Genomic DNA, 26776 nt, shown 5'->3' with positions numbered 1-26776 from the left:
ATGATGGAGAGCATTAAAATGCAGAAAGTAATGGGAACAATCATCACGAGCAAAAAGATAAAAGGACTCTCTTGCGCTGTTGCGTTGATATTAGGGAATATCGCCGTATCCCATGCTGCCGTTGTTCCTCCCGGTACAAAACTCGCAGCAAAGCAGGAACTGGTGCGTAATAATGGTTCTGAGCCTGCTTCATTGGATACCCATAAAGTTTCTAGTGATATCGAATTCAATATTATCAGCGACTTTTTTGATGGCTTAATTAGTGTTAACCAACAAGGAGAAATTGAGCCAAGGTTAGCAGAACGCTGGGAAACCAATGATAATAAAACATGGGTATTTCATTTAAAAAAAGATATTAAATGGTCAGATGGTTCCCCCATTACAGCTCATGATGTGGTCTTCAGTTGGCGGCGATTGATTGAGCCAGACACGGTTTCACCTTACGGCAGTTATCTTGAAAACGCCGGAGTCGTGAATGCGGGTGATGTACTGACAGGTAAGAAAAAATCAGAAGAGCTTGGGGTAAAGGCGCTGGATGATTTTACGTTGGAAGTTAAATTAGATAAACCTGTTGGTGATTTCCTGCAAATGCTAGGCCATCCGGTTCTGGTGCCAATCAGTGAAAAAGCAGTAAAAAAATATGGTGATAGATGGACCCGAGTGGGATCGTTTGTGGGAAGCGGGCCTTACAAACTTTCTGAGTGGATTGTCAATGAGAAGTTGGTCGGCGTCAGAAATTCACAATATTGGGATGATAAAAATACCGTCATTAATAAAGTCACTTACCTTCCATTGTCTTCAGAAAAAGCCGATTTAAACCGCTACTTGGCGGGAGAAATTGATATTACTTTTACTATTCCCACCGACGAATACCCGTTATTAAAAAAATCATTGCCTGATGAAGTGAAGATTTCGCCTAAATCGACGGTATATTTCTATGAATTTAATAATAAAAAACCCCCGTTTGATGATGCTAGGGTCAGGAAGGCTCTGAGTTTAGCCATAGATAGAGAAATTATTGCCGATAAAGTGTTGGGAATGGGGCAATTACCGGCTTATTCGATGCTGACGCCAAATATTGGTGGATTGAAATTTGAGCAGCCTGATTATGCTTCTTGGACTCAGGAACAGCGTGTTGCTAAAGCAAAAGAGTTATTGAATGAAGCTGGATTTAATAAAGATAATCCTCTGACTTTTGACCTTCTTTATAATACTCAAGAGTCACATAAGAAAATGGCTATTGCCGTAAGTTCAATGTGGAAAAAAAATATTGGGGTGAATGCGGCTTTGCAGAATCAAGAATGGAAAGTGATGTTGGATAATATGCATCAAGGTAAATTTGATGTTATCCGGCGGGCATGGGTTGCTGATTATGACAGCCCAATGACATTTTTAGTTCTGTTTTCATCCGGTCAAGTTAAAAATACATCGCTGTATGAAAATAAAGAGTTTGATCTTATTGTGGAAAAAGCCAGTATTACTGGGGCTAAAGATTATTACCAAAAAGCCTCTGACATATTAGCAAAAGACCTTCCGGTTATGCCTGTTTATTATTACGTTAACCATAATATGGTTAAGCCTTATGTCGGTGGTTTTAATATTAACACAAGGGGCGAATACTTCACAAAAGACCTTTATATCATAGAGCATTAATTAATTTACTCTATAGAGCCTGTATCAGCAGGCTCTTATTATTGTGGATTGAAATTGTAGAGAAAAAAATGAAAAAAAATAAAATAGGACAAAATAAAATAAACGTCATGATAAAGAAACCCATCCAAGTATTATCGTGCTCAATTGCCATGATTTTGGGCAACATTGCGTTATCCCATGCGGCCGTGATTCCAGCAGGCACTCAGTTGGCGGACAAACAGGAAATTGTACGTGCCAATGGTGCAGAACCGGCATCATTGGATGCCCATAAAGTTGAAAGCGACGTTGAGTTCGCTATTATCCATGATTTTTTTGACGGATTGGTTTATACCAATAATCAAGGCAACATCACGCCTCGATTGGCGGAACGCTGGGAAACGAAAGATAATCAAACATGGGTTTTCCATTTAAGGAAGGGGAGCCAGTGGTCTGACGGCACACCAATCACAGCGCATGATGTGGTATTTAGCTGGCGGCGTTTGGTGAACCCTGATGTAATTTCACCTTATGGCAGCTATCTCGGTAACGCTTCTGTCATGAATGCAAACCAAGTGCTGGCAGGAAAGAAAAAAGCGGAAGAACTTGGCGTAAAAGCGTTGGATGATTTCACGGTAGAAGTGACCTTAGATAAACCGGTTGCTGATTTTTTACAGATAGTCGCACATCCGGTCATGGTGCCGCTCAGTGAAAAAGCAGTCACCAAATATGGTGATAAATGGACTCAGCCGAAAGTATTTGTCAGTAGTGGGCCATTTAAATTATCTGAATGGAAAGTGAATGAAAAAGTGGTCGGAGTCAGAAATTCTCATTATTGGGATGACAAAAACACCGCCATTAATAAAGTGACATATCTCACCCTCGTTTCAGAGAAAGCTGAACTTAATCGCTATCTGGCGGGGGAAATTGATATAACAAAAAATATTCCTGTGGATTCTTTTGACCATCTCAAGAAAACATTGGGCGATCAAGTCCATGTTACGCCAAAAGCCAGTATCTACTATTATGAATTCAATAATAAAAAGACCCCCTTTGATGACATTAGGGTAAGGCAGGCATTAAGTCTGTCTTTGGATAGAGATATTCTCACGGGCAAGGTATTGGGACAGGGACAAAAACCGGCTTATAACATTATTCCTCCGAATATAGGTGGCTTTAATTTACAGCAACCCGATTATGCTTCCTGGACACAGGAGCAACGTATTGATAAAGCGAAAGCATTGTTAAGTGAGGCGGGTTTTGGCGAAAGTAATCCGCTAAAATTTAACCTTCTTTATAATACGCAGGAAATGCATAAAAAAATGGCCATTGCTGCCAGCTCTATGTGGAAAAAGAACCTGGGTGTAGATGTTTCATTACAAAATCAGGAATGGAAAGTTGTTCTGGATAATATGCAACAAGGGAAATTCGATGTGGTAAGAAGTGGATGGGTTGGTGATTATAATAGCCCAATGGCATTTCTAGGCATTTTTATCTCAAATCACTCTAATAATTCCGGATTATACTCAAATAAAGATTTTGATAATTGGGTGAAAAAATCCGGTGAGACAAATAAACAAGAAGATTATCAGCAAGCACTTGAGATCATAACAAAAGATACCCCTATTATTCCCGTTTACTATTTTGTAAATACCAAAATGGTTAAGCCTTATATTGGTGGATTTTATGTAAACCCAAGAGGCTTTATTTCAACAAAAGATTTGTATGTTATCAAACATTAAAAAAAGCCACTTCTAATCAATTTCAAGCTGCACCTTAGAATGTTGCAGCTTGAAAGAGCTAAAATACAATGTATTAACTATCATTCAATCTGATACTGTTGCTAATCCTCAGCATTCTGTTCCTTTGCCCTGACAATGACATTGTTGGTGATTTCTCCCTGTCTACAGAAACTAAAAATGGGATTAAATATGCACACCTTTTCGCAATGCCCCATGTGACAGAGAAACTCATTAACCAATTAATAACAGCATTGCGCCAACCCGGTGCTTTTAAGAGAGTACTACCTATTTTAGATAATCAGCCACAACTTACTGCTATGAGTGCCTAATTATTAAAATCCGCAATAATGATAGCGAGGAGTTCATATTGTGTAGCCGCTGTCATTTGATGAAATCAGTTGTATCAATTGATAGGGCTTAAGGTTAGTGTACATATGGCTTCTGATAAAACAATTACGGAAGCCATATAAAGTAAGCATCAATGATGCACAATGCTTATGAGCACCAAGACAAAAAACTGAATAAAAAATCATGAATTAATTGAATGTTTTTCTGGCAAAACAAGTCATGAAATATATTCTTCATATGACTTTATTGTATGTATATCTTTATCAATAATGCTTTCTTATAAAAACAAACCTTCCCCATCTATTAAGTTAGATTGCTCATTAACTCATTCTTATGATAAATAAATCTATCTTACTAATTAGAACATATATGCAATTATATGTTTTTTCGTCTACTGTGTTAATTGGGGGGATGTTCATTTTTGTCATATAATGTAAAAATAAGGGATGTTTTTTTGCTTGAAAAAACACTCGGCTGGAATAATATGTTAGATATAAGGAGCCATATTGACGGGGGAGGTATACTAAACACTTATCACTCTTATACAAATATTATATTAGCTTTCAGGATTAAATAATAATGTAATTTTTTTATCTGTATTGTTAAATAGTCCATTTTATACTCATTATATAAAATATATCTCATGTTAAGCACAGGCAGTTATAAGCATGATAAATGGATAAGTATAAAAAATTGTAAACATAGAATTGCCTTTGTGCCTAAATGGTTACTTTCTTTATGTTATCTGCATCTTGCAGTTTATTCGGTATATTCGAAACTGGGTAGGCTTTCATTAATAACTTTATCTTAATAATATGCATTTGTAATTCTCAAGGATATTTTTATATATAAATTAACATTGGCTAATGAGTTGAATTGAAATAAAAGGGTCACGTATAAAAAAACTAAATATTAAAAGCACCAAATATAAAGAACACAGCACTATGTATAATGATGGGAGATTTAATATGTTCAATAATATTGGAATTAATACCCTGAAAACATTAACTTATTCTATAAGTATTATGTTGGGTTGTGTTACAGCATCTTATGCCGCTGTGGTTCCACCCGGAACGCAGTTGGCAGAAAAACAAGAAATAGTGCGTAATAATGGTGCAGAGCCTGCATCATTGGATGTTGATAAAGTGGAAGGTAATGTCGCACTCAACATCATCTATGATTTTTTTGACACATTAGTGAGTATTGATAATAAAGGAAATGTCGTGCCTAGGCTGGCTGAAAGCTGGGAAACGAAAGATAAAAAAACGTGGATTTTCCATTTAAGAAAAGGAATCAAGTGGTCTGATGGCACACCCATTACCGCTCATGATGTCGTGTTTAGTTGGCGACGCCTAACCGATCCCAAAACATTATCTCCCTATGGCAGCTATTTTGTTAATGCCTCTGTAGTGAATGCAAAAGAGATTTTAGCAGGGAAGAAAAAAGCGGAAGAATTGGGTGTTAAGGCATTGGATAATTCTACATTGGAAGTCACGTTAGAAAAACCGGTAGGGTATTTTTTACAGATGCTGGCTTTCGCTATTACCTCTCCGATTAGTGAAAAAGTTGTCGAAAAATACGGTGTTAAATGGACTCAACCTGAGTTTTTTGTTTCTAGTGGCGCATTCAAATTATCTCAATGGCAAGTCAATGAAAAAATCGTTGGCATCAGAAACCCTGATTATTGGGATAATAAAAATACGGTGATTAATAAAGTCACTTATCTGCCACTCTCCTCAGATATCTCAGATTTAAATCGCTATCTGGCCGGAGAAATAGATATGACATTTACTATTCCGCTGGAGAGTTTTGCATCATTAAAAAAACAAATGAGCTCACAGGTTCATATTACGCCCATTCTTAGTACATATTACTATGAATTTAATAACAAAAAGCCACCCTTTAATGATGCCAGGGTCAGGCAAGCATTGAGTTTGGCTCTGAATAGGGACATTATTGCCAATAGGGTTGTGGCCCAAGGCGAAATACCGGCTTATACCATTCTTCCTCCCAGAATTGGGGGTTTTAAATTTAAAAAACCTGATTATGAATCTTGGACACAAGCTCAACGGAATGAAAAAGCTAAACAATTATTGAATGAAGCCGGTTTTAATAAAACTCATCCTCTTACATTTAATCTAGTTTATAACTCGTCAGATCTGCATAAGAAAATTGCTATTGCGGCCACATCAATGTGGAAAAAAAATCTTGGCGTTATTGCCAAAATTCAAACTGAAGAATGGAAAGTTATGTTAGATAATGAGCATCAAGGGAAATTTGATGTTGTCAGGGGAGGATGGATTGCTGATTATGACAACCCAATGGCTTTTTTAGTTATTTTCGCAACGGATCAGACAAATAATACCTCATCTTATTCAAATAAAGATTTTGATAATTTGGTAAGAAAAGCAGGAGAAACCAATAATCAAGGGGATTTTCAACAGGCTGTTGATATTCTGACAAAAGATATGCCTATCATTCCTGTTTATTATTATGTCAATGCGATATTGGTGAAACCTTATATTGGGGGTTATTATTCTAACTCTTTGGGACAAGTAGCAACGAAAGATCTTTATGTTATTAAACATTAAACTCATTCATTGATGAAATTATTGAATGTGCCATTCCATTGAGAGCCTGTTGATGCAGGCTCCATTAAACGTAGTGGCAATGCAATATTAATACGCTCGATTTTGCCTTCAAATTGGCTCATATCGGCAGGAATTAAAATCCATTGCCCGTTTTGGTATTCTTTCAGGGTAACCCATTATTTATGGGCTAAACCCGAAATTCTGGTGCTAATTGGCTAAAGCCCAATCCATTCTTTTTTTCTACCTTGATTTGGACTGGAATACGCTCTTTTAATGCTTCAACATGACTTATGATACCGATGGTTTTTCCTGAGGCATTAAGGTGATCCAAGGCATCTAAGGCGATATCAAGGGTTTCAGGATCAAGTGTGCCAAAACCTTCATCAAGAAACAGGGATTCTATTTGTGTTTTGTTGCTTACTAGATCCGATAAAGCAAGTGCAAGTGCAAGGCTGACAAGAAAACTTTCCCCGCCTGAAAGGGTCTTGGTATCCCGAATGGCCTCGGCCTGCCAAGTATCAACCACTTGCAATTCCAAACTGCCATTATCTTTGCGCTGCAAGCAATAACGGTCATGGAGTTTTTCCAGACGGATATTTGCCAGATGTACGAGGTGATCCAGTGTTAATCCTTGGGCAAAACGACGGAATTTAGCGCCATCTGCGGAACCAATGAGATTATTGAGGTAACTCCAGTCATCATAGTTTTGTTGTGAAAGTGCAATTTGTGTCAGTAGTGTTTGCTGCTGCTGACGGCGGGCTGCATCGCTATTCAGTTGTGTCCTGATTTCGCCTTGGTGCTGGTTGTTACGTTTTAATTGAACTGTAGCATCGCCCAATATGGCAGATAATTGCGGCGCAGCATGTTGCTCAAGCAATGAGGGTTTGATTCCTTCATGTTTTTGTAGTGCTATTTCTGATTCATGATGTCTTGTTTTGGTTTGTAGTTGTTGATGTTCAAGCTTTTCTTGTAGCTGCTGTAATGTTTCCCGTTGTTCCGGCGCCAATAACGCGTGTTCAAAAGCGTGTTGATCCGGAAAACCTTGTTGTGACAATCCGTTACGGAAGTGCTCGGTGGCAAGTGTATATTCTGCTTCTGCCGTAGTATGGTTCTTTTCAATTTCACTGGCTGCGCCGGTTAATTGATTCATTTTATTTTGCAGTTGTTGCAGATGGGAGAGACTGTGCTTGTAAGCATTCTCCAGTTCATTGGTTTTTTGTTGTAAATTTTGGCGAATGTCTGAAATGGATTGATAACCAAATAAGCGCTGACGCTCTTGGCGTGTTTGTTCCAATATTTGCGTTTGTTTTTGCTGTTCTTCATTCAAGTTGTTGCAATGAGTGGTTAGCTTATTTTTTTGTTTTTCCAGTTCATCGAGTTTGCTTTGCAGCCCAGCCAGCTCTTTTTGCAGGAATTGCCATCTTTCACGTGAATTATGGTAGTTTTTTACTTCCTGCTCGCGTTGTTGCAGCCAGTTTTCAGTTTCTTGTTGAGAAGGCAAGGTAAAAGGTGTTAGCTGCAATTCACTGCTTAACTGCTGTGTTGTCGCTGAATAATCCGCTTCTATCTGCTGAATTTCGGTTGTTTTTTCTGCCAACAGTTTTTCTTCAGCTTCCAGCCTGACCTTTTCCAGCCTAATTTTTTGCTCATATTCCTGATATTGGCCGCGAGCCAATGCCAGTGCTTTTTCTGCTGCTTGGCAGGCTTTTTCTGCCTGTAATAGCGCTTCTTTTTGGTGCTGGTATTGTTGATAAGCAGATTGTCGTTGGCCGATAAAATCGTTGACCTGCTTCGCATCCATCGGCAATTCTGTGTGTTGCAAATACTGGCAATGACGCTCCCATTGTTTGATCAGATCGGCCAACTGAGCATTGTATTGCTCGATATTTTGTTGCAATTGTTCGCAATGTTGCTGCTGAATCTGCTGTTTCTGTTGCAATTCAGTGCGCTTCTCTTGCAGTTTTTCAATTTGCTGACGCAGATTCTTTAATCGTTCTTCTGATTCTGGCAGGGCAATAGTCTGATATTCATTGATTAAAGGATGGTGAGTCGAGCCACACAGCGGGCAGGATTCACCTTCTTTCAGTTGTGCCCGCTCTTGTTCCAGACTTACGATCCGCTGCTCCAGACGAATTCGATTGTTGAGATCATCATAATGTTGCTGCTTGTCTGCGAGTTGCTGATTGAAGGTTGTTATCTGCGTAGGCAAGGATTGCACTAACGCCTGAGATTGTGCCAGTTGCGTCTGCGAGGCTGAGATCGTCGTTTGAAGTTGTTGGATCTGAGGCAGTAATACCTCAAGTTTGTTTTGCGATGTCAGCTGTTGTTGATAAATTTCCAAGTATTTCTGTAACTGTTCTAATGGATGCTTTTGCTGCAAGTCAGTGAACAGTTTTTCAGTTGTATTTAGATCGTTATGTAAGGTTTGGTTTTGATCTTGTTGTTTTGCCAACTCAATATGTAATTTATTTAATTGATCGGTGGAATGAGTAATCTCTGCGGTAATGTGCTGGGTGTTTTGTGTGAGCTGGCTTATTTTTGCTTGTCGTTCATTTTGGCGGGCAAAGAGCTGCTTCCATTCAGGCAGCTTATTTTCCAAATCACGGTAATGGGGATTTGCTTCATAATGGGCTTCCAGTGATTTTTGTTCTTTATTCATCGTATCTGTTTGATTTTTTGTAGCTTGGTACTGGGATACGATGTCAGATAGCTCGCGCTTTTTCCCCGAAATTTCTTTCTCAAGTGTCAGCAAATCTTTTGATTGGATATCAATCTTATGATCGAGCGGCATAACTTGTTCTGAAATGAGCTTTTCCTGTTGATTCTGATACTGTTGATGCTCTGCCCGATGTTTTTCCAATAGGGTGAGTTGCTGTTCGGCAGGTTGTAGCTGAATCAGTTGGAGCTGACGTTCATTTTCTATCTTTACCCGTTGCTCGGTGAGCCGCTGTTTTTCATGCCGGATACGGTTTTGTGTATCCCATAATGGACGAATTTTCTCTGCTGGTTCACTGGCAGCAAGTTGCTGTAATTGAGGTTGCGCTTCCTGAATGGCGTGTTCTGATTGTTGTAAGAGCAGTGTATTTTTCGTCAGTGATTGCTGGAGCTCATCTCGTCTGAACAGCCATTGCTCGGCAATTTGCAGTGCCTTAATTTGCTGGCTGAGTTGTGTCTCTTCTGCAATTAATTGCTGTTGCTGCTCTTGGTACGATTGTTGTTGTTCTGGCGTCAGCAATTCAATGGAAGCAGCCCTGGCTTGCTGGATATTCAGCTCAGATTGAGCATCTTTATGGCGTTGATAAATTTCCTGAGACAAAATGCCGTAAATTTCAGTGCCTGTCAGTTCTTCCAATAGATCTGCCCGATCTTTATCTTGAGCATTTAAAAATGCGGCAAAATTCCCCTGCGACAACAAAATGGATTTGGTAAAACGGCTAAAATCCAGGCCTGTTATTTCTGCGATTTTTTCTTTTTTCTCTGGCAGTTTGTCAGCCAAGATTTTGCCGTCTTTTTTAAGTGCCAACTCACCTTTTGGTGACTGAAGTTTGCCATCTGCCTGATTGCGGGCGCGGCGCTGGCTCCAGAATGCCCGATAGCCGATGCCCTTAACTTCGAATTCCACTTCCGCAAGGCACTCTGAGGTATGGCGGGTCATTAATTCGTTTTGAGAAGCAGAGAGGGTGCCGAGCCGAGGTGTTTCATGGTACAGGGCGAGACAAATGGCATCCAGCAAAGAGGTTTTACCTGCTCCGGTTGGGCCGAGAATGGCAAACAACCCGTTGCTGGCAAAAGGCTCCGTGGTAAAGTCGATTTTCCATTCGCCTTGCAGGGAATTGATATTTTTCAGCCGTAAGCTAAGAATTTTCATGGCATATGCTCTTCGTGTTATTGCTGAGAGATATCATCCAGCGTTTGCTTAAACAGGGTAGTCAGGCGTTGTTTCTGGGAAAGGTCATCAATTTCAGCCTGTGCCAAACGTCGCTCAAAGACTTCGGTAACACTCAGTTCGGTCAAGGTTTCTTTATTTTGTTCAGACAGCGACTGTTGGCGGGTATTTTTACTGCGCCGCAGCAGGATAATCTCAACCGGTAAGCCTTCGCACAGTACCTGGATGCGTTTTTGAATGTCGTGCAGATAATCTTGAGTCGCGACTTCAATATCCAGCCAGACAGGAAGTGCTCCTTGATACTTTTTGAACGCCTGCAATTGTTCTTCTATCTGTTTCAGATTGCCACGGATAAGTTGCATTGGCTGATAAAGGGGGATCGGCAAAAGTGTGATGCTATCAAGTTTGCCCGTTTTAAAATCGACCAAGCAGACGCTTTTTTCCTGACCCACTTCATCGAAACTCAGAGGAATGGGAGAGCCGCTGTAACGTATGTGTTCCGATTTACCAACAACTTGCGGGCGGTGAATGTGCCCAAGCGCGATGTAATCAGCGGGTGGGAAAGCTTGTGCGGGGAAGGCTTCCAATGTGCCAATGTAAATGTCACGCACAGAATCCGTGGTAGAGGCTCCCACAGTGGTCAGATGGCCGGTGGCAATGATCGGCAAAGGCTTACCCAATTTTTCCCGTAATGTACAGGCTTGTTGGTAAAGCTGGTGGTAATGTTCAGTAATGGCATCCTGCAAGACTTGTTGCTTTTGTGTACCAGACTGCCCGGCTTGGCTGACCATGATATCCCGCGGGCGAAGATAGGGGATGCCACAGAGGATCGCTCCGGCCTGACCGCCTTTAGTGTTCAGGATCTTTATTTGCTGTTCTGTTTCTTCGCTGTCGGCATTGGCAATCACCGTTGTATTCAGATAAGAGAGCAAGGCTTTGGATTCATTGAGAGTGGCCACTGAATCATGATTTCCCCCAAGAATGACCAGCTGGCAGCCAGTCGCCTGTAGCGCCACAATAAATTTGTTATAAAGCTCCCGCGCATAACTGGGGGGAGAGCCGGTATCAAAAATATCCCCGGCAATAATTAGGGCATCGACGTCATGTTGTACAATTTGTTCAATAAGCCAGTGTAAAAAGTATTTATGCTCTGCGGCCCGATTCTTGGTAAAAAAATATTGGCCAAGATGCCAGTCCGATGTATGAATGATTCTCATGTTTTTTCGCCCGTGCCGGTTTTTCTCTTAGCCATAACCAGTTTCTTAGCCATAACCAGTTTCTTAGCCATAACAAGCGCTAATTATAATGGGGGGAGGGAGGATGTCTTGCCTAATTTATTTCCTGATATTAAATATTCGTGCTGATTCGCATTAAAAATGAAATATGACACAGCTGTAATATATTCCTTGCGAATGAGTTCGCAGCCCGGTAATAGAGAAATCATTGTTTTCATAAAATTGTCATAAAATTGACCCATAATAATATAGAGTTAATGTTGCTGGCTTTTATAATATTGACAGGATTAACCATGGTTAAACGTATTTTGGTAGTTGAAGATGAAGTACCGATCCGTGAAATGGTTTGTTTTGTGCTGGAGCAAAATGGGTATCAGGCCATTGAAGCTGAAGATTACGATATGGCGATAAAGCATCTGTCAGATCCTTATCCTGATTTGGTGCTATTGGACTGGATGCTTCCCGGAGGGTCAGGGATACAGCTTATTAAGCAAATGAAACGGGACAATAATACCAAAATGATTCCTGTCATTATGGTAACCGCCCGCGCAGAAGAAGAAGACAGAGTCCGTGGCCTCGATGTCGGGGCGGATGATTATATTACTAAGCCTTTTTCACCCAAGGAATTGATTGCCCGGGTAAAGGCGGTTATGCGCAGAATCTCACCGATGGAGTCGGAAGAGGTTATTGATATGGATGGACTAATTTTAGATCCGTCATCTCATCGCGTTTCCAGCCAAGGGCAAGATTTAGAAATGGGGCCAACTGAATTTAAACTTCTTCACTTTTTTATGACTCATCCAGAGCGTGTTTATAGCCGTGAACAGTTACTCAATTATGTATGGGGAACAAATGTTTATGTAGAAGATCGCACTGTTGATGTGCATATTCGACGCTTACGTAAGGCACTGGAAATCGGGCAGCACGATAAAATGGTGCAAACAGTTCGAGGTACGGGATATCGCTTTTCTACCCGCTATTGATGACTCTGAATTCTGTTGTCATTGGTGGGGAATGGTTGTCATTTCAGCTAACCTGATTAATGGCTATTCGTTCTGTAATAAAAGATCTGTAATAAAAAATCTGTGGTAAGGGATCAGCTGTCAGTAGATCGGATCTAGAGTCAGTGAATTATCGTTTTCTTATGCCGGGGAATATTACGTGCTTGAGCGTTTATCTTGGAAAAAATTGGTATTGGGTCTTGTGCTTTTTTGCCTGCCTGCCGTGATTTTGTCTCTGTTTATTGGGCATCTGGCATGGTTGCTGGTCATTTCGTTATTTTCGGCATTGGTATGGAATGGCTATAACTTGCTGAAATTATCTGATTGGCTGTGGCTGGATCGCAGTATGTTACCTCCGGCGGGTTACGGTGGGTGGGAACCTATTTTTTATGGTATCCATCAAATGCAGCAACGTAATCGTAAGCGGCGGCGAGAGCTGGCATTATTGATCAAACGTTTTCGCAGCGGCGCAGAATCCCTGCCAGATGCCATTGTCATAATGACCACTGAAGGCAATATCTTTTGGTGCAATCAATTGGCTCAACATTTGCTTGGGTTTCGCTGGCCGGAGGATAATGGTCAGCATATCTTCAACTTACTTCGTTACCCTGATTTCAGTCGCTATATCATGGCGAGAGATTTTTCCCGTCCTTTAACCATCGAATTGAATAATGGAAACATGGTGGAATTTCGAGTCATGCCTTATTCAGAAAAACAACTATTGATGGTTGCGCGTGATATTACCCAAAAAAGATTATTGGAAAATGCCAGACGGGATTTCTTTGCCAATGTCAGTCATGAATTAAAAACGCCATTGACAGTACTGCAAGGTTATCTGGAAATGATGCAAGATCAGGAGTTCGACAATAAATTGAACCAGAAAGCCATCGGCACAATGCAGGAGCAAACCCGGAGGATGGACAGCTTGGTGACACAGTTGTTGCATCTTTCAAAAATAGAAGCAGGGCCGCAAGTTGACATGAATGAAATAGTCAATGTCCCTTCTATATTGAAATTATTGCAGCAGGAAGCTTTGGCTTTGGGCAACAATCAATATGATATTGTGTTTAATGTTGATGAAAAGCTGCAAGTTTTTGGCAATGAAGAGCAACTTCGCAGTGCCATGTCAAATTTGGTCTATAACTCCATTAAACATACTCCCTTGGGAACACGGGTCGAGGTTAACTGGCGAAGAGTCACCCAAGGGGCGTTGTTTGAAGTGAAAGACAATGGAATCGGGATCAGTGCAGAACATATTCCACGTTTGACTGAGCGTTTTTATCGCATTGATCGCGCCCGCTCGCGGCAAACAGGAGGGAGCGGATTGGGGCTTGCGATAGTGAAACATGCGCTGCATCACTATAATAGCCATCTCAATATTTCAAGCGCTTTGGGCAAAGGGGCTGTGTTTAGTTTTATATTGGCGCCACGGCTTATTGTTTCTGATAAAAATAATTTTATTAAATAAGAAATAATTTAACGGGATTAAATGGTAACGAAGCGGGCAAAAAATTATTTATTAATCAATACGGACACAAAAAGTACAAATCATATAGTGTGTATTCAATGATAGATAACAATAATCACTGATTTTAAAATTTACTTTAGAATATTATTCTGGTTTGGGGTTTGACACTTGCCTTTTAACGCTATAAAAGTTTTACTTGAGCTCAGTTGTTGGCGATTCTAGCTGTAATTACCATTATCATTCTGTATCTTGCGACTATCAGTGAATGTTATCGTGCTCATTGACTGTTAAATCAAAGCGCAGTCTCGCCAGTGAAAATTCAAGTATTTGCGGTACTTACTATCGCATATGCAATTCTTTTGGCAATAAATACATTAATAATTATTATGGCATACCGTTTATCATCTAAGGATATTTTGGCATTAGGTTTTATGACCTTTGCCTTGTTCGTTGGTGCGGGAAATATCATTTTCCCACCTATGGTTGGCCTGCAAGCTGGTGAGCATGTTTGGACCGCAGCGTTAGGCTTCTTGTTAACAGCCGTTGGCCTGCCAGTGATTACCGTCGTTGCTTTGGCAAAAGTCGGTGGTGGCATTGAAGAACTTAGCTCGCCTATTGGTAAAACCGCCGGTTTGATTTTGGCAACGATTTGCTATCTGGCGGTTGGCCCTCTATTTGCAACGCCGAGAACAGCGACAGTTTCTTTTGAAGTGGGGATTGCGCCTATTAGTGGAGAGGGTGATCTTCCTTTGTTCATTTATAGCATCGCTTATTTTGCGCTCGTTATTTTGATTTCTCTGTATCCGGGTAAATTGCTGGATAACGTGGGGCATATATTGGCTCCAATCAAAATTCTGGCTTTGGCCGTTCTGGGCATTGCGGCTATATTATGGCCTGCGGGCAGTCCTATTCCGGCGGTTGCAACCTATAAAGACGTTCCATTCTCAAATGGCTTTGTTAATGGCTATTTGACTATGGACACGCTGGCAGCGATGGTCTTTGGCATTGTTATTGTCAATGCTGCCCGTTCCAGAGGCGTGAATGCTTCTTCTTTGTTGACCCGTTATGCGATATGGGCGGGCATCATTGCAGGTTTGGGCTTGGCTTTAGTGTATCTTTCCCTGTTCAAATTAGGCGAAAACAGTGGTTCACTCGTACCAACAGCCGAAAATGGCGCACAAATCCTGCATGCTTATGTTCAGAATGTGTTTGGCAATTACGGCAGTTTCTTTCTCGCAGTTCTGATTTTCGTTGCTTGTATGGTCACTGCGGTGGGCCTGACTTGTGCTTGCGCTGAGTTCTTCAGCCGTTATTTGTCGCTCTCTTACCGCTCTCTGGTACTGATTCTGGGCACTTTCTCCATGTTGGTATCTAATCTGGGACTGAACTACTTGATTAAGTTCTCAGCTCCAGTGCTGACAGCCATTTATCCACCATGTATCGTATTGGTATTGTTGAGCTTTACTATAAGCTGGTGGAAGAACTTTACACGCATTCTGGCTCCGGCAATGACTGTGAGTTTGTTGTTTGGAATTTTAGATGCAGTGAAATCTTCTGAATATCTGATTCACTTACTGCCAGACTGGGCAAAACACCTGCCTTTGGCTGATCAAGGCCTGGCATGGTTGCTGCCTACCCTGTTAACGGTTGCTGTATGTGGTTTCTACGACCGGGTTATAGGAGGAGCAAAGCAGCTCCCAAAGTGTGAAATGCAGCATGAAGAGAAGTAAGAATAAAACTTATAGCTAGTGGGGTTAAAACATTCGTAGATTTAAATCACTTGTAGATTCAAAACATGAATAAATTTAAAACACGAGTAAGTTTAAAATAGCTGTAGGTCGCTTCATGCGTTAATGGTGTAAAATCTGTTGCAAGCCCCGTCCAATGCGGCAGGGATGCAAGGATAATAGTAAGGGTGAGCATGTACAAACAGCTCACCCTTGTTTATTTACACGATGTACGTGTGTTTGGTATGTGTGTCTGAGGTGTGAAGTTGCATTGGATTAGTAACCAATGGCAGCACCAGCGGGTCTCCGTACATCATTGGAGCCGTAAATATAGCCTTCGCGAACAATGCCAGAAACGGCAGAATCATTACCGGAAGATTCAGGTTTCACTCCCGCAGCCCCCGGTAATCCAATCATGATCAACTCCGTCGCTCCCCATGGAGATTGCTCTACCATTTTATAACCCATTTTCTCCAGTAGATTCAGAGTGTCTGTAGACAAACCACGTTGCTCATAATAAACCTCATCAGGTAACCATTGATGGTGGATGCGCGGGCTGTTGACGGCTTCCTGAGGTGGCATCTTGAAGTCGATGATATTCAGGGCGCTTTGTAATGTGATGGAAATAATGCGAGAGCCTCCAGGAGAGCCTAAAACCAAAAATATCTTGCCATCCTTGGTCACGAGTGTGGGGCTCATTGATGATAGTGGGCGCTTACCGGGGGCAATTGAGTTCTTTGCGCCCTGTACCAGCCCATACATGTTTTTTTCCCCGACTTTAGTCGTAAAATCATCCATCTCATCGTTTAAGAAAAAGCCGGTGCCCGGAGCGATGACAACAGCACCAAAGCGCCCATTGATGGTGTAGGTAGTCGATACCGCATTGCCTTCTTTATCTACCACAGAATAATGTGTCGTTTCTGGTTTCTCATGGGGGCCAATGCCGGGCTGAACATTTGCTGATTGCGCAGCTTTATTCGGCTGGATCTCTTTTCTGATGGATTCGGCATAGCTTTTGCTCAGCAGCCTATCAAGCGGGTTATTAATGAACTCCGGATCGCCGAGATAGGTATTTCTGTCCATGTACGCGTGGCGCATCGCTTCTGTCAGGGTATGAATATAAGCGGCAGAATTGAATCCCATGGATTTCAGATCATAACCCTCAACAACATTCAATATTTCGCATAATGTAACACCGCCGGAGCTGGGAGGTGGAGAAGAGATAAATTTGTAACCGCGATAAGTACAGGTGACCGGTGCTGTTTCAGTAATCCGGAAATTGGCAAAATCGGCTGCGGTGATAATTCCTCCGGATTTTTTCGATGCCTCTTCAACGAGCTGGGGGATTTTTCCATGATAAAAGGCATCAGGCCCTTGTTTGGCAATCATTTCCAGCGTGTTTGCTAAATCGGTCTGGACGAGTCTGTCCCCCGGTTGCAATGGCGTGCCATCTTTACGCAAAAAGATACGCGCGGCTTCAGGATCTTGGGCGAAACGCTTGACCGTAGTATCCAGAATATCAGTATCACCGCGTGTCAGGATGTAGCCTTCGCGAGCCAGCTTGATAGCGGGCGCCATGACTTGTGCACGGGTTAATGTCCCGTATTTTTTCAAGGCTGTTTCAAATCCCATGACAGTGCCCGGAACGCCCGCCGCTTTATAGCCATACAGACTGGCACCTTTGATAACATTGCCGTCTTTGTCCAGATACATATCAGCGCTGGCTGAGGCGGGAGCCGTTTCGCGGAAGTTAATGAAGGTATCTTTACCATCGGCGAGATGGATGGTCATAAAACCACCGCCGCCGATGTTGCCACAACAGGGATTGACGACGGCTTGGGCATAGCCAACCGCAATTGCAGCATCAATGGCATTGCCACCCATTTTAAGGATATCAATGCCGGCTTGTGATGCGAGTTTTTGGGAACTGACAACCATACCTTGTTTGGCTTCAACAGCCGGTTCAGTCGCAGCGTATAGTGGGGACAAAATGAGCAGGGATACAACGATGAGCGGAATTTTCCATTTTTTTTGCATGTGAGCTCTCCTGTGTGAGTTTTTCGTACAGAAACCCAAGTGGTTGTAATGTTTTTGTTAATGGAATGTGATTAACCTTATCTAAAGCTCAAGATTTTGAAAAGGTGATTTTCTGCGTGTAAAGGTGATCTGACGGGGATTTCAAATAAAATAATTTCTTGAAACGGTTTTTATGAAGCAAAAAAAACCAGCCGATTGAGCGACTGGTTTTGAGATGATTGATAACAAATATTACTTGATTGTAATAGTAATTACAGTTTATCAGCGTTTTTAGTCAGGTATTTTGCTACGCCTTCAGGTGAAGCGCCCATACCTTCCTGACCTTTTGACCATTGTGCAGGGCAAACTTCGCCATGCTCTTCATGGAATTGCAGAGCGTCAACCATACGTACCATTTCATCAATGTTACGGCCCAGTGGCAGATCGTTGACGACTTGGTGACGGACAACACCGTTTTTGTCAATCAGGAAAGAACCACGCAGAGCAACGCCAGCTTCTGGATGCTCAATGCCGTAAGCTTTCATGATGTCACGTTTGATGTCAGCAACCATTGGGTATTTAACTTCGCCAATGCCGCCTTCGCTGATTGGAGTTTTGCGCCATGCGTTGTGAACGAACTCAGAGTCGAAAGAAACACCAATAACTTCAACACCGCGTTTTTGGAATTCTTCATAGCGGTGATCGAAAGCGATCAGCTCAGAAGGGCAAACAAAAGTGAAGTCCATTGGCCAGAAGAAGATAACCGCCGCGCGGCCATTCAGATGTTTTTTCAGGTTAAAGTTATCGACGATTTCACCGTTACCGAGAACTGCAGCAGCTGTAAAGTCAGGGGCTTGGCGGGTTACTAAAACCATAATTGACTCCTGTGATTTTAAAAGGTGTTATAAAGAAACGGGTTACAGCATAAGGAATTAAGGTATAGCAATAAAGGATAAATTACCAATTGCTATAATAGGTTTTACCTATCAATACGCTACTTTTAATTTCTTTTCGCCTACATAAGATAAAGCTATTTGGGAAAAGTGCAAGGCTCTGGAGAAATTTCCTGCTCAAGTAGGCGCTTGTTTGAGGCCAATTCCATCATCTGCGGATAAAATTGACAAAATAGCGCTTCAAATGCCGAGTAATGGTTTTCTATATCTTGATATGAACCTGCCAAGGCCGATAATTTGGGGCGTCTGCGTGCCATGCCTTGCAAGACGTTAGCAATGCAGTTCATATCCGCATAACGGATAAGCAAGTTTTGCGACCAGAGATATTTGTTGAGCTCTTGGAATTTTTCAGGCGTAGAAGCGAGATGTGGCTCAATATGACTGCGGGCATAATCGACAAATGCAGGCAGGGAATAATTTTTCTCGAATTTATCCCAATGCAGCGAAAGAAAATGATCCCAAATGATGTCCAAAGTAATTGGGGCAACGCGTCGATATTCGCTGCGAAACAAACTGCGCGCTTCTGATACCAATGGGTGTTCATCAGTCAGCCGGTCTACCCTGCGGTGCATACGGATACCTGCTACAATATCGGGGCTGAATAATCCGTCTGGCGATCCCCTGACGAAATCCGCCATCAAATTGCCCAATAAGGAACTTCCCGATAATGCGGCTAAATGAAGATGTGCGAGAAAATTCATAATGAAAGTATACCGTAATTAGTTAAACCAGATGCTTCTTTGTTGCACCATTGTGTTTGCAGCACTAGACTAGTCCGCCTGTTTTTTTGAATGATACAGATAAAAAATGCGTGTCGCTGATTTTACTTTTGAACTGCCAGAAGAGCTAATTGCTCACTATCCCCAGCCGCAACGAAGTGGTTGCCGCTTACTTTCCCTTGATGGCGAAACAGGGAAACTGACACATGGTATTTTTACTGATGTGTTGGATAAACTGGAGGCTGGTGACCTATTGGTTTTCAATAATACCCGTGTTATCCCTGCGCGTCTGTTTGGCCGCAAGGCAACGGGGGGGAAATTGGAAGTTTTAGTTGAAAGGATGCTGGATAATAAGCGAGTGCTCGCTCACGTTCGTGCGTCCAAGGCACCGAAAGAAGGCGCAGAGCTTATTCTTGGTGAAGATGTTATTGGTGAGGAGCAAAGCATTAAGGCAACAATGCTGGCACGCCACGACACTTTATTTGAAATTCGTTTTGATGATGAGCGTGATGTATTGACCATTTTGGAGCAAGTTGGTCATATGCCGTTGCCTCCCTATATCGCTCGCCCTGATGAAGATGCGGATCGTGAATTATATCAGACGGTTTACAGCGAACGTCCGGGAGCGGTTGCAGCACCGACAGCGGGATTACATTTTGATGAGCCACTTTTAGCCGCCTTGAAAGAAAAAGGCGTTGAAATGTCTTTTGTCACTTTGCATGTCGGCGCCGGTACTTTTCAACCTGTTAGGGTGGAAACCATCGAAGATCATGTAATGCATGCTGAATATGCTGAAGTGCCGCAGGATGTCGTGGACGCTGTGCTGGCATGCAAGGCACGTGGCAATAAAGTCGTTGCAGTTGGAACAACATCAGTCCGCTCCTTGGAAAGTGCTGCCAGAGCCTGTCAGGATGGCGTTATCGCCCCATTCTTTGATGACACCCAAATCTTTATCTATCCTGGGTTTGAATATCAGGTTGTTGATGCGTTGATCACTAATTTCCACCTGCCGGAATCCACCCTGATCATGCTGGTTTCTGCATTTGCGGGTTATAAAAATACCATGAATGCCTATAAAGAAGCTGTCGCAGAAAAATATCGTTTTTTCAGCTACGGTGATGCGATGTTCATTAATCGTAATGAAGCTGCGTCAAAAGAGATGATATCGAAATAAAAATATTGCAATAAAAGATTTTGAAATCAAAATGTTCTTCATATCAGCTCCGCTGATATGAACGGTGTCTAAACATAACATCAGACTGTTTTTCTGATGTATGGAGGTTAAGTGAAATTTGAGTTACAAAAGACGGATGGAAATGCCCGTCGTGGCCGCCTGGTTTTTGAACGTGGTGTCGTAGAAACTCCGGCATTCATGCCAGTGGGCACTTACGGTACGGTAAAAGGAATGACACCGGAAGAAGTGAAAGACACAGGTGCGCAAATTCTGTTGGGAAATACCTTCCACCTTTGGTTGCGTCCGGGGCAGGAAATCATGAAATTACATGGTGACTTGCACGATTTTATGCAGTGGCAAGGGCCGATCCTGACCGATTCTGGCGGTTTTCAGGTCTTCAGCCTCGGTGCAATGCGTAAAATCAAAGAGGAAGGGGTACATTTCCGTAACCCAATTAATGGAACGCCGGTGTTCCTCAGCCCTGAAAAATCCATGGAAATCCAATATGATTTGGGTTCTGACATCGTCATGATTTTTGACGAATGTACGCCATACCCGGCTGACTGGGATTATGCAAAGCGTTCCATGGAAATGTCTCTGCGCTGGGCTGCGCGCAGCCGTCAGCGTTTTGATGAGCTGAATAATAAGAATGCCTTGTTTGGCATTATTCAGGGCAGTGTTTATGAAGACTTGCGTGATGTTTCTGTAAAAGGTCTGGTGGAAATTGGTTTTGACGGCTACGCTGTGGGTGGTCTTGCTGTTGGTGAACCGAAAGAAGACATGCACCGTATTCTGGAGCATGTTTGCCCGCAAATTCCACAGGATAAACCACGCTATCTGATGGGTGTTGGCAAGCCGGAAGATTTAGTTGAAGGCGTTCGCCGTGGTATCGACATGTTTGACTGTGTGATGCCAACACGTAATGCCCGCAATGGCCACTTGTTTGTAACGGAAGGGGTTATAAAAATCCGAAATGCAAAACATAAGGAAGATACTTCTCCGTTAGATGAACATTGTGACTGCTATACTTGTCGGAATTATAGCCGTGCATACCTCCATCACCTTGATCGCTGTAACGAAATTCTTGGTGCAAGGCTGAATACAATACATAATTTAAGGTATTATCAGCGTTTGATGGCTGGAATTCGCAAAGCCATTGAAGAGGGCAAACTGGAACAGTTTGTTGAAGAGTTTTATCAGCAGATCGGTAAACCCGTTCCGCCGTTAAATATATAATTTGGCGTGACTAATCAGCCTTAATATGTGTAGCATATTGGGCTGGTTTTTGATCGAGCCATTATCGATTTTTAGATAGTAATACTTTTGATAAATAGTAATACTTTCGGTAACTAGTAATACTTTCGATAACAATGAGGGAAATTTGATGAGTTTTTTTATTTCTGAAGCTGCGGCAGCTGCTGGTGCTCCAGCACAAGCTCAGGGGAACCCATATTCTCTGATTATCATGCTGGTTGTTTTCGGTTTGATTTTCTATTTCATGATCTTGCGTCCACAACAAAAGCGTACCAAAGAACATAAAAAATTAATGGAATCCATCTCCAAAGGTGATGAAGTGCTGACTTCTGGTGGTCTGGTTGGTCGCGTCACTAAAGTGTCTGAAACGGGTTATATTGTTATTGCCCTGAATGACACCACAGAAATAACCGTCAAGCGTGACTTCGTCGCCGCCGTTTTGCCGAAAGGTACAATGAAGGCTATTTAATTTTCCGATTTTCCCGAAGGGAACTGCCGTGTTGAACCGTTATCCTTTGTGGAAGTATCTGATGCTGATCGCTGCGATCCTCATCGGTTTGCTTTATGCACTTCCCAACCTTTATGGTGAGGATCCGGCTGTACAAATCACTGGCGCGCGAGGCATCGCCGCCAGTGAAAAAACGCTGGACCAAGTCCGTAATGTTTTAGAAAAAGACCAAATCAAGAGTAAGTCCATTGTATTGGAAGATGGCGCTATTCTTGCCCGTTTCAATAATTCTGACGTTCAGCTCCGTGCTCGTGAAGCATTAGCTTCTGCATTAGGCGAGCAATATGTTGTGGCTCTGAACCTGGCTCCCTTAACACCTCTCTGGCTAAGAACCATTGGTGCCGAACCAATGAAGCTGGGGCTTGACCTGCGTGGTGGTGTTCACTTCTTGATGGAAGTGGATATGGAAACCGCACTGAGCAAGTTACAAGAGCAGAATGTTGATAGTTTGCGTTCTGAGCTGCGTGAGCAAGGCATTTCTTATTCCACTATTCGCAAAGTGGATAATTACGGTGTTGAAATGCGTTTCCGTGATAGCGAAACACGCTCTAAAGCGGAAAGCTATCTCGAGCCACGCCATCGCGACTTAGTATTTTCCAATAGTACCAATAACACGCTGAAAGTTGTTATGAGTGATGAACGTCTGCGTGAAGCCCGTTCTTACGCGGTACAACAAAACATCACTATTCTGCGCAATCGCGTTAACCAACTGGGCGTTGCTGAACCTTTGGTTCAACGTCAGGGGGCTGACCGCATTGTGGTTGAATTGCCCGGTATTCAGGATACTGCCCGCGCGAAAGAGATCCTCGGTGCGACTGCGACCCTGGAATTCCGTCTGGTCAATACCAACGTTGACCAAAATGCAGCTTTGTCCGGCCGTATTCCGGCTGACTCAGAACTACAGTATACCCGCGATGGTAACCCTGTAGTGTTGTACAAGCGCGTTATCCTGACTGGTGATCATATTACTGATTCCACTTCCAGCACCGATGAGAACGGTTATCCGCAGGTTAACATTTCTCTGGACAGCGCTGGCGGTACTGCGATGTCTAATTTCACCAAAGATAATCTGCAAAAACCAATGGCAACCCTGTTTGTAGAATATAAAGACAGCGGTAAGAAAGATGCCAGTGGTCGGGCTATTTTGGTCAAGAAAGAAGAAGTCATCAACATTGCTACCATTCAGTCACGTTTAGGCAATAGTTTCCGTATTACAGGCATCTCTAACCCAGCAGAAGCCCGTCAACTGTCTCTGTTGTTGCGTGCTGGTGCGTTGATTGCGCCAATCCAGATTGTGGAAGAGCGTACCATCGGGCCAACTCTGGGTACGCAAAACATTCAGCAAGGCCTTGAAGCGTGTCTGTGGGGTTTGATTGCGTCCATCTTGTTTATGGTCATTTACTACCGCAAATTTGGTTTGATTGCGAGCAGTGCACTGTTGGCTAACTTGGTATTGGTCGTTGGGATCATGTCTCTGTTGCCGGGAGCAACGCTGACAATGCCGGGGATTGCAGGTATCGTTCTGACACTTTCTGTCGCCGTGGATGCGAACGTGTTGATAAACGAGCGTATCAAAGAAGAATTGCGCAATGGCCGTACGGTACAGCAAGCAATTCATGAAGGTTACAAAGGCGCGTTCTCCAGTATTATCGATGCAAACCTGACTACGCTGATCACGGCTGTCATCCTGTATGCGGTAGGTACCGGCTCGATTAAGGGCTTTGCGATTACTACCAGTATTGGTGTGGCGACTTCCATGTTCACCGCTATTGTGGGAACACGTGCAATCGTGAACTTGCTATACGGTGGCAAGCGTATCAATAAGTTGTCAATTTAAGGAGCACGTTGTGGCACAGGATTATACTGTTGAACAATTAAACTATGGGCGTAAAGTTATCGACTTTATGCGCTGGGACAACGTTGCCTTTGGAATTTCGTTCCTGTTATTGGTCGCATCTATCGTGCTGATGGGAGTCCGCGGGTTTAACTGGGGGCTTGATTTTACCGGAGGTACGGTAATTGAAATCAACCTGAGCAAACCTGCTGATTTGGACAAGATGCGTGATAGCCTGGCAAAAAATGGCTTCTCGGACGCGCTGTTGCAAAACTTTGGCAGCAGCCGTGATATCATGGTTCGTATGCCTCCGGTTGCCGGCAATGAAGGGCAAGAACTGGGTAGTAAGGTTCTTTCGGTTATTAATCAGCATGTTGATAGTGGCGCTAAGGTCAACCGCGTTGAATTTGTTGGTCCGAGTGTAGGCTCTGAACTGGCACAAACCGGGGCTATGGCGTTATTGACTGCGCTAATCTGTATCCTGATTTATGTAGGCTTCCGCTTCGAGTGGCGTCTGGCATTGGGGGCGGTTATTGCGCTGGCGCATGACGTTATCATTACTCTCGGCATACTGTCGTTGTTCCATATTGAGATTGACCTGACTATTGTTGCATCATTGATGTCCGTTATCGGCTATTCATTGAACGATAGCATTGTTGTATCGGATCGTATTCGTGAAAACTTCCGTAAGATACGCCGTGGTACACCTTATGAAATCACGAACGTTTCCCTGACCCAGACTCTGAGCCGTACTATCATGACTTCAGCCACTACGTTGCTGGTTGTGATGATGCTGTACATTTTCGGTGGTGAAATGCTCAAGGGCTTTTCGCTGGCGATGTTGATCGGGGTTTCTATCGGTACAGTATCTTCTATCTATGTTGCTTCGGCACTGGCCCTGAAGTTGGGTATGAAACGTGAGCATATGATCCAACAGAAAGTTGAGAAAGAAGGGGCTGATCAGCCTTCCATTCTTCCTTAATATTTTAGTGTGATCTAGGTACGATATATCTTAAACGCCCTGTGAGTACTCACTGACAGGGTGTTTTTCACGATCACTTCAAGGTACACTATCATCCCTTCTGTTAACTGTCAGGAAACGATATGCATTGCCCATTTTGCGCAGCCGTTGATACAAAAGTTATTGATTCCCGTCTGGTAGGTGATGGTTCACAGGTACGCCGTCGCCGTCAGTGTCTGGAGTGTCATGAACGCTTCACTACGTTTGAAGTCGCAGAACTGGTGATGCCACGAGTGATTAAAAGTGATGATATCCGGGAGCCTTTTGACGAAGAAAAATTGCGGCGTGGCATGCAAAAAGCATTGGAAAAACGTCCTGTCAGCTCAGATGATGTAGAAACGGCGATCAGTCATATAAAGTCACAGGTACGGGCAACGGGAGAGCGTGAAATTCCATCCAAAATGATTGGCAACTTTGTCATGGATGCGTTGAAAAAACTTGATAAAGTGGCATATATTCGTTTTGCATCTGTTTACCGCAGTTTTGAAGATATTCGTGAATTCGGCGAAGAGATCGCCAGACTACAAGACTAAACACCATGACACTCGATGAAATTTATATGTCCCGGGCGCTGGAGTTAGCGTACCAAGGGCGTTTCACAACATCTCCAAATCCGAATGTAGGTTGTGTCATCGTCAAAGATGAGCAAATTGTAGGCGAAGGCTTCCACTTGCGTGCTGGTGAACCTCATGCAGAGGTGCATGCTCTTCGTATGGCCGGCGAAAAAGCGCAAGGCGCGACGGCTTATGTCACCCTTGAACCATGCAGCCATCATGGTAAGACCCCGCCTTGTGCAGATGCTCTGATTGCCGCTGGAATCAGCCGGGTTGTAGTTGCGATGCAAGATCCCAACCCACAAGTTGCCGGGCGTGGCTTGTATAAATTGCAACAGAATGGCATTGCTGTCGAGCATGGGTTGATGATGGATCAGGCAGAGTCCCTCAATAAAGGATTCCTCAAGCGGATGCGCACGGGTTTCCCTTATTTGCAATTGAAGTTGGGGGCATCATTGGATGGCCGTACGGCATTGGCATCGGGGGAAAGTAAGTGGATCACTTCACCAGAAGCGCGTCAGGATGTGCAGGCATTGCGGGCGCAGTGCAGTGCGATTTTAAGCTCCAGCGCAACTGTATTGGCTGACGATCCCTCTTTTACCGTCCGTTGGAATGAGCTGGATACTGATACACAATCGGTTTACCCTCAAGAAACTCTCCGCCAGCCAATCCGCATTATTACAGATAGCCAAAATCGTGTAACACCACAGCATCAGGTAATCCAGCAAGCTGGGAAATGTTTGTTAGCACGCACAAACAAAGACGAACAAGAGTGGCCTGATAATGTTGAGCAGATTTTACTGCCCGCACATGGTAATGGTGTTGATTTAGTTCTGTTGATGATGCAGCTTGGTAAGCGTAACGTAAATTCTGTATGGGCAGAATGTGGCCCCGCTCTGGCTGGCGCTTTGTTATCGCTGGGGCTGGTGGATGAATTAATCCTGTATATCGCGCCTAAAGTATTGGGGGATAGTGCCCGTGGGTTATTCTCCATCCCTGAATTGCAAAAATTATCAGATGCACCTGAATTCACCCTGTTTGATGTACAACAAATTGGGCCAGATGTGCGTCTTCGCCTACGACCGCGCTAGGTGTCTTGATTTAAGTTTGGACATA

At 43.1% G+C, this 26776-nt stretch carries 19 protein-coding genes; 13 read left to right on the top strand and 6 right to left on the bottom strand.

Annotation, left to right across the window (positions count from 1 at the left end; translation table 11 throughout):
• Positions 1–18 precede the first annotated feature (18 nt).
• From BM100_RS09450 to BM100_RS09440, 3 genes are all read left to right on the top strand, one after another.
• On the top strand, positions 19–1653 hold the full coding sequence (locus BM100_RS09450) for an ABC transporter substrate-binding protein (RefSeq protein WP_092510249.1): 1635 nt from the start codon (positions 19–21) through the stop codon (positions 1651–1653).
• A gap of 68 nt (positions 1654–1721) precedes the next feature.
• Positions 1722–3371, top strand: coding sequence for an ABC transporter substrate-binding protein (locus BM100_RS09445; protein ID WP_244590622.1), 1650 nt, complete (start codon positions 1722–1724; stop codon positions 3369–3371).
• A gap of 1316 nt (positions 3372–4687) precedes the next feature.
• Positions 4688–6310: an ABC transporter substrate-binding protein gene (locus tag BM100_RS09440; protein WP_092510247.1), complete on the top strand. Its 1623-nt coding sequence runs from the start codon at positions 4688–4690 to the stop codon at positions 6308–6310.
• 2 nt (positions 6311–6312) lie between these two features.
• On the opposite strand, the gene BM100_RS09435 is transcribed toward BM100_RS09440, so the two are convergent.
• The 3 genes from BM100_RS09435 to sbcD are packed head-to-tail and all read right to left on the bottom strand — an operon-like array spanning position 6313 to position 11413.
• Positions 6313–6477 carry a type II toxin-antitoxin system HicB family antitoxin gene (locus tag BM100_RS09435; RefSeq protein WP_139216949.1) on the bottom strand — a complete coding sequence of 55 codons (165 nt, stop codon included), beginning with the start codon at positions 6475–6477 and terminating at the stop codon, positions 6313–6315.
• A 20-nt stretch (positions 6478–6497) separates the two neighbouring features.
• Positions 6498–10178 (bottom strand): SbcC/MukB-like Walker B domain-containing protein, encoded by a 3681-nt coding sequence (locus BM100_RS09430; RefSeq protein WP_092510243.1) that lies wholly within the window; start codon positions 10176–10178, stop codon positions 6498–6500.
• 17 nt (positions 10179–10195) lie between these two features.
• Positions 10196–11413, bottom strand: coding sequence for an exonuclease subunit SbcD (gene sbcD, locus BM100_RS09425; RefSeq protein WP_092510241.1), 1218 nt, complete (start codon positions 11411–11413; stop codon positions 10196–10198).
• A 311-nt stretch (positions 11414–11724) separates the two neighbouring features.
• Here sbcD and phoB point away from each other — a divergent pair, with 311 nt between their 5' ends.
• The 3 genes from phoB to brnQ all read left to right on the top strand — a co-directional run bounded on the left by phoB (position 11725) and on the right by brnQ (position 15630).
• Positions 11725–12414 carry a phosphate regulon transcriptional regulator PhoB gene (gene phoB / locus BM100_RS09420; protein WP_092510239.1) on the top strand — a complete coding sequence of 230 codons (690 nt, stop codon included), beginning with the start codon at positions 11725–11727 and terminating at the stop codon, positions 12412–12414.
• A 178-nt stretch (positions 12415–12592) separates the two neighbouring features.
• Complete coding sequence (gene phoR, locus BM100_RS09415; RefSeq protein ID WP_092510237.1) at positions 12593–13900, top strand: phosphate regulon sensor histidine kinase PhoR; 1308 nt, start codon at positions 12593–12595, stop codon at positions 13898–13900.
• Positions 13901–14286: 386 nt separating this feature from the next.
• Positions 14287–15630, top strand: coding sequence for a branched-chain amino acid transport system II carrier protein (gene brnQ, locus BM100_RS09405; protein WP_092510391.1), 1344 nt, complete (start codon positions 14287–14289; stop codon positions 15628–15630).
• 273 nt (positions 15631–15903) lie between these two features.
• Here brnQ and ggt read toward each other — a convergent pair whose 3' ends face one another.
• From ggt to BM100_RS09390, 3 genes are all read right to left on the bottom strand, one after another.
• Positions 15904–17664 carry a gamma-glutamyltransferase gene (ggt, locus tag BM100_RS09400; RefSeq protein WP_092510235.1) on the bottom strand — a complete coding sequence of 587 codons (1761 nt, stop codon included), beginning with the start codon at positions 17662–17664 and terminating at the stop codon, positions 15904–15906.
• Between the two features lie 251 nt (positions 17665–17915).
• A complete protein-coding gene (locus BM100_RS09395) occupies positions 17916–18518 on the bottom strand; it encodes a peroxiredoxin C (protein ID WP_092510233.1) in 603 nt (200 codons plus the stop codon).
• Between the two features lie 155 nt (positions 18519–18673).
• Positions 18674–19297, bottom strand: coding sequence for an acyl carrier protein phosphodiesterase (locus BM100_RS09390; RefSeq protein ID WP_092510231.1), 624 nt, complete (start codon positions 19295–19297; stop codon positions 18674–18676).
• 106 nt (positions 19298–19403) lie between these two features.
• On the opposite strand from BM100_RS09390, the gene queA reads away from it, so the two are divergent.
• The 7 genes from queA to ribD all read left to right on the top strand — a co-directional run bounded on the left by queA (position 19404) and on the right by ribD (position 26751).
• Positions 19404–20489, top strand: a complete 1086-nt coding sequence (queA, locus tag BM100_RS09385; RefSeq protein ID WP_092510229.1) for a tRNA preQ1(34) S-adenosylmethionine ribosyltransferase-isomerase QueA — start codon at positions 19404–19406, stop codon at positions 20487–20489.
• A 111-nt stretch (positions 20490–20600) separates the two neighbouring features.
• Complete coding sequence (tgt, locus tag BM100_RS09380; protein ID WP_092510227.1) at positions 20601–21725, top strand: tRNA guanosine(34) transglycosylase Tgt; 1125 nt, start codon at positions 20601–20603, stop codon at positions 21723–21725.
• Positions 21726–21873: 148 nt separating this feature from the next.
• On the top strand, positions 21874–22212 hold the full coding sequence (gene yajC / locus BM100_RS09375) for a preprotein translocase subunit YajC (RefSeq protein ID WP_092510225.1): 339 nt from the start codon (positions 21874–21876) through the stop codon (positions 22210–22212).
• A 28-nt stretch (positions 22213–22240) separates the two neighbouring features.
• Positions 22241–24088: a protein translocase subunit SecD gene (gene secD / locus BM100_RS09370; protein WP_092510223.1), complete on the top strand. Its 1848-nt coding sequence runs from the start codon at positions 22241–22243 to the stop codon at positions 24086–24088.
• 10 nt (positions 24089–24098) lie between these two features.
• On the top strand, positions 24099–25067 hold the full coding sequence (gene secF / locus BM100_RS09365) for a protein translocase subunit SecF (RefSeq protein WP_092510221.1): 969 nt from the start codon (positions 24099–24101) through the stop codon (positions 25065–25067).
• 122 nt (positions 25068–25189) lie between these two features.
• The gene (nrdR, locus tag BM100_RS09360) at positions 25190–25639 is read left to right on the top strand and encodes a transcriptional regulator NrdR (RefSeq protein ID WP_092510219.1); all 450 of its coding nucleotides are present in this window, start codon (positions 25190–25192) and stop codon (positions 25637–25639) included.
• Between the two features lie 5 nt (positions 25640–25644).
• A complete protein-coding gene (gene ribD, locus BM100_RS09355; RefSeq protein ID WP_092510216.1) occupies positions 25645–26751 on the top strand; it encodes a bifunctional diaminohydroxyphosphoribosylaminopyrimidine deaminase/5-amino-6-(5-phosphoribosylamino)uracil reductase RibD in 1107 nt (368 codons plus the stop codon).
• Positions 26752–26776 lie beyond the last annotated feature (25 nt).

The sequence above is a fragment of the Xenorhabdus mauleonii genome (assembly GCF_900113945.1).
Classification (GTDB): domain Bacteria; phylum Pseudomonadota; class Gammaproteobacteria; order Enterobacterales; family Enterobacteriaceae; genus Xenorhabdus; species Xenorhabdus mauleonii.
Note: the sequence above shows the minus strand (reverse complement) of the source record. Positions and strands in the feature narration are given on the sequence as shown.